Source organism: Fulvivirga aurantia (assembly GCF_009711475.1).
Lineage (GTDB): Bacteria > Bacteroidota > Bacteroidia > Cytophagales > Cyclobacteriaceae > Fulvivirga > Fulvivirga aurantia.
The window spans coordinates 1-3,292 of the sequence record NZ_SMMD01000494.1; the positions used below are offsets into that span (position 1 = coordinate 1).

The 3,292-nt window shown below is 39.4% G+C and carries 4 protein-coding genes; 1 reads left to right on the plus strand and 3 read right to left on the minus strand.

The window, feature by feature from the left end; translation table 11 throughout:
* The coding region (locus tag E1176_RS03520; RefSeq protein ID WP_155209191.1) for a TolB family protein at positions 1-213 on the minus strand (213 nt) is incomplete at its 3' end.
* A 15-nt stretch (positions 214-228) separates the two neighbouring features.
* Entirely contained in the window at positions 229-1,395 is a 1,167-nt protein-coding gene (locus tag E1176_RS03525) for an alpha/beta hydrolase-fold protein (RefSeq protein ID WP_155209192.1), read from the minus strand.
* Between the two features lie 104 nt (positions 1,396-1,499).
* Between E1176_RS03525 and E1176_RS03530 the strand changes: the two genes are divergently transcribed.
* Complete coding sequence (locus E1176_RS03530; RefSeq protein ID WP_185152600.1) at positions 1,500-2,078, plus strand: hypothetical protein; 579 nt, start codon at positions 1,500-1,502, stop codon at positions 2,076-2,078.
* A gap of 43 nt (positions 2,079-2,121) precedes the next feature.
* Here the strand turns inward: E1176_RS03530 and E1176_RS03535 are convergent.
* Positions 2,122-3,292, minus strand: a 1,171-nt coding sequence (locus E1176_RS03535; protein WP_155209194.1) for an aminotransferase class I/II-fold pyridoxal phosphate-dependent enzyme, incomplete at its 5' end; no start/stop codon positions are given.

Consider the following 3,292-nt stretch of genomic DNA (forward strand, 5'->3'; position numbering starts at 1 on the left):
GGTGTAATAGATCCTTTCACCATCTGCCGACCAGGTAAAATTGTATTCTGTAAAATCCGTATTGGTTATATTCTCTGAATAAGAAGTGTCAGAATCCGTCAGCAGAATATCGATTTTATTGTCACGATCAGAAGCGTAAGCCATCTCATAAGTTCGCTCTCCACAACTTGCCAAAGATAAAACTGTGAGTAATATTATTAGTATATTTTTCATAGGATATCGTTTAGGTTATTTGGCTTTTAGCTGTTCGATTTGTTTTGATGCATTCTCATTGTTCGGATTTAAATCCAGCGATTGTTGGTAGGCAATAATGGCATTATCAGTATCTCCCAATCTCGCAAGGGCCTCTGCCATGCTATCAAAAGCGTTATATGAGTTAGGGTATAAAGAGGTATTGAGTATGAAAAATTTAATGGCCTCATCCCGTTCATCTTCATTTCTGCTATATAGCTTTCTGTATCCTATTCTGTTTACCAATTGTTCTGGTGGCGAAAATTTATGGTTGAGTCTCTCAGAAACCTGTTCGTAGTGAGAGATAAGCTTGCCTACTTCAGTGGCGTTTCTGTAGTTGTAATTATAATCTTTAAAGATAAAGGCAAGTCCATTAATCCAGGCGCGTAGTGGTACTGTAGAGTGAGTTTCATTTTCAAAGTATTCTAAATGACCTATATAGTTGTCTTGACCCTGTTGGCTTAATTGTTCATGAAGAATTCTATGACGGTCTTCATTACGGGCCTTACCATCACCAGAATTGGCAGAAGCAAAATAGATTATACGATCAAATGATTGTTGCTCAACAGCATCGACTTTTTTTGTAATTGTTTCTTCGTCCCACATGCCAAAACTTGGATCTATCGATATAAAAGCATCAAAGATTGTTTGAGGTTTGATAAAGGCGTGTGCTGTGAGGAGGCCTCCTAATGAATGGCCGGCCATTATTCGGTAAGGTTCCGTGCGATAGGTCGTATCGAGGTGCTTGATAAGTTCGTTTTCTACAAAATCAAGGTAATTATCTCCCCCACCGGTATCATTTTGCCTTACTGTTTTTATTTTGTCGGGTGTGTAGTCTCTTTCTCTATTCACATTCTTAACACCAACCACAATCATTTCAGGTATCTGCATTGTAGCACTCATGTAATTGACAATGCCGGCTGTTGGTGCAAAGTGACTGTTACCATCTAAGACGATAAGTACCGGGTATTTTTTGTATTGGTTATACTCAGCTTTGTAAGAAGTCGGTAAGCTTAAATAATATGATCGAGGCTCTTGCAAGACCTCAGAGTAAATGGAAAAACTCTCACCAATTACCAGAGCGTCATCACTTTGCGCATATATCGGTTGATTTAAACACAGTAGAATTAATACAGCTAGCTTGAAAAATGGGTTTTTGAACATATAAATTACCTTTTCTTATTATTAGTGAAAACAGGCTCAAAGTAATTCTTTTTTCCACTCGTGTCAAGCAGAGGTACATCTGTATTTTCATTATATTGGGGTGTATGAGGTTATACTTAATGCTCTTATTTTTACTTCCTACTGGTGATCTATTGGCTCAAGAGGAACCAACATTATTTGGCCTTAAGTATAATCACATGTTTTCTGGCACTGATTTTAATTCCGGATATGGAATTAATCTTGAAGGAAGGTTTGGGGAGTTTAGTATTAACTATGCGGTATTGTACAATCAGCTATCTTCTGATACTTATTACTTGTATGCGGGAGGAGGCCAGGCGGCAAGCATTTATTTTTTTAGAAAAGCCATTGAAGAAAGAGAGGCTTTAGGCATACCACTCGGTATTTTTTGTTTTCTGCTACCAGAAAGCGTTAGCTTCAGAATTCCTATTTCTAAACCCCTCGAAGTTGGTTTTTATGTGGCTCCTTATGGCTTTGAGTTTACAAAAAATCGTGCATCGGAAGAAGAAGCATTTGATATAAGTTTGGAAATGGGCTGTCGCGTATATTTTCAAGTAGGTTCTTGGTTGTATCTTATGCCTCAGGTAGGTGTAAAAAATTTATATGGAGAAGATACAATCGCGGTGTCATCAGGCTTTTCAATTTTTGTAAGAACCATAAAGTAATAAAGTCACGTTACAGATTTTCATAACGTGACTTAGGTTGTTTTTAGACCTTTTCAAGAGCTTGCTCTATATCCCAGATCAAGTCCTTATGATTTTCTACGCCTACAGATAGCCTGATCATCTTCTCTGTGATTGACATTCTGTCTTTCATCTCAGGTTCTACATCAGCATGAGTCATAGTAGCAGGGTGTTCTGCAAGACTTTCGGTACCGCCTAAGCTCACGGCTAGCTTAACGAGCTTCATATTGTCGAGGAAAGCAAATGCTTCCTTTTCACCCCCTTTCACATCAAATGCAATCATGGCACCATTGCTATCGCACTGGTTTTTATAAATATTATATTGTCTGCCATCCTCAGGCTTGAGGTTGCCCAGGTAGTAGACTTTTTCAATTTTAGGATGTTGATTGAGGTATTCAACAATAGCGGCTGCATTTTCAGCCTGTTTGTCCATACGTACTTTCAGTGTCTCAAGACTTCTCATCAATAACCAACCCGTCCACGGACCAGCCATACAGCCTAAGAAAGTTCTGAAACCTTTTACCCTTGCGATTAGCTCTTTTGAGCCCAGACACGCACCTGCAATTACATCGCTATGTCCGCCAATATATTTGGTGGCAGAGTATATTACCAGATCAGCTCCGTGCTTGAGCGGGTGCTGCCAGAGAGGACCCATGTACGTATTGTCAACAGCTATATAAATAGGCTTGTCCTCAGTTTGTCTCTCGTTGGCAATGGCTCTGAACTGCGCGATGTCAACCAGGGCATTCGTAGGGTTAGCAGGCGTTTCCAGGTAAATGAAAGCTAGTTTATCACCATTAGGGTGTTCTGCCAGCATCTTATCAATATCTTCTTTGGTGTCAAATGGGGTTACACCCAAAGTTTCGATGCCATATTTAGGAAGTATTTTGGTTAAGAAATAGTGTGTGCCTCCGTAGACTGGTCTTGTATAAATAACTAAATCACCTGGTTTTAAAAACTCAAGTAAAGTGGTGCTTATAGCTGACATTCCGCTCTCGAAAACTGCGCAGTCTTCAGCCTTGTCCCAAAGCGTCAATCTATTTTCCAGTATCTCAAGATCAGGGTTATTAAGGCGGCTGTATATTAGGCCTAATTCTTCATCAGGTCGTTTTTCTCTTATGCCGTATGCTACTTCAAAAAAGTCTTTTCCTTCTTTGGCGTTTTTAAAAACAAAAGTAGAGGTCTGAAAAATCGGG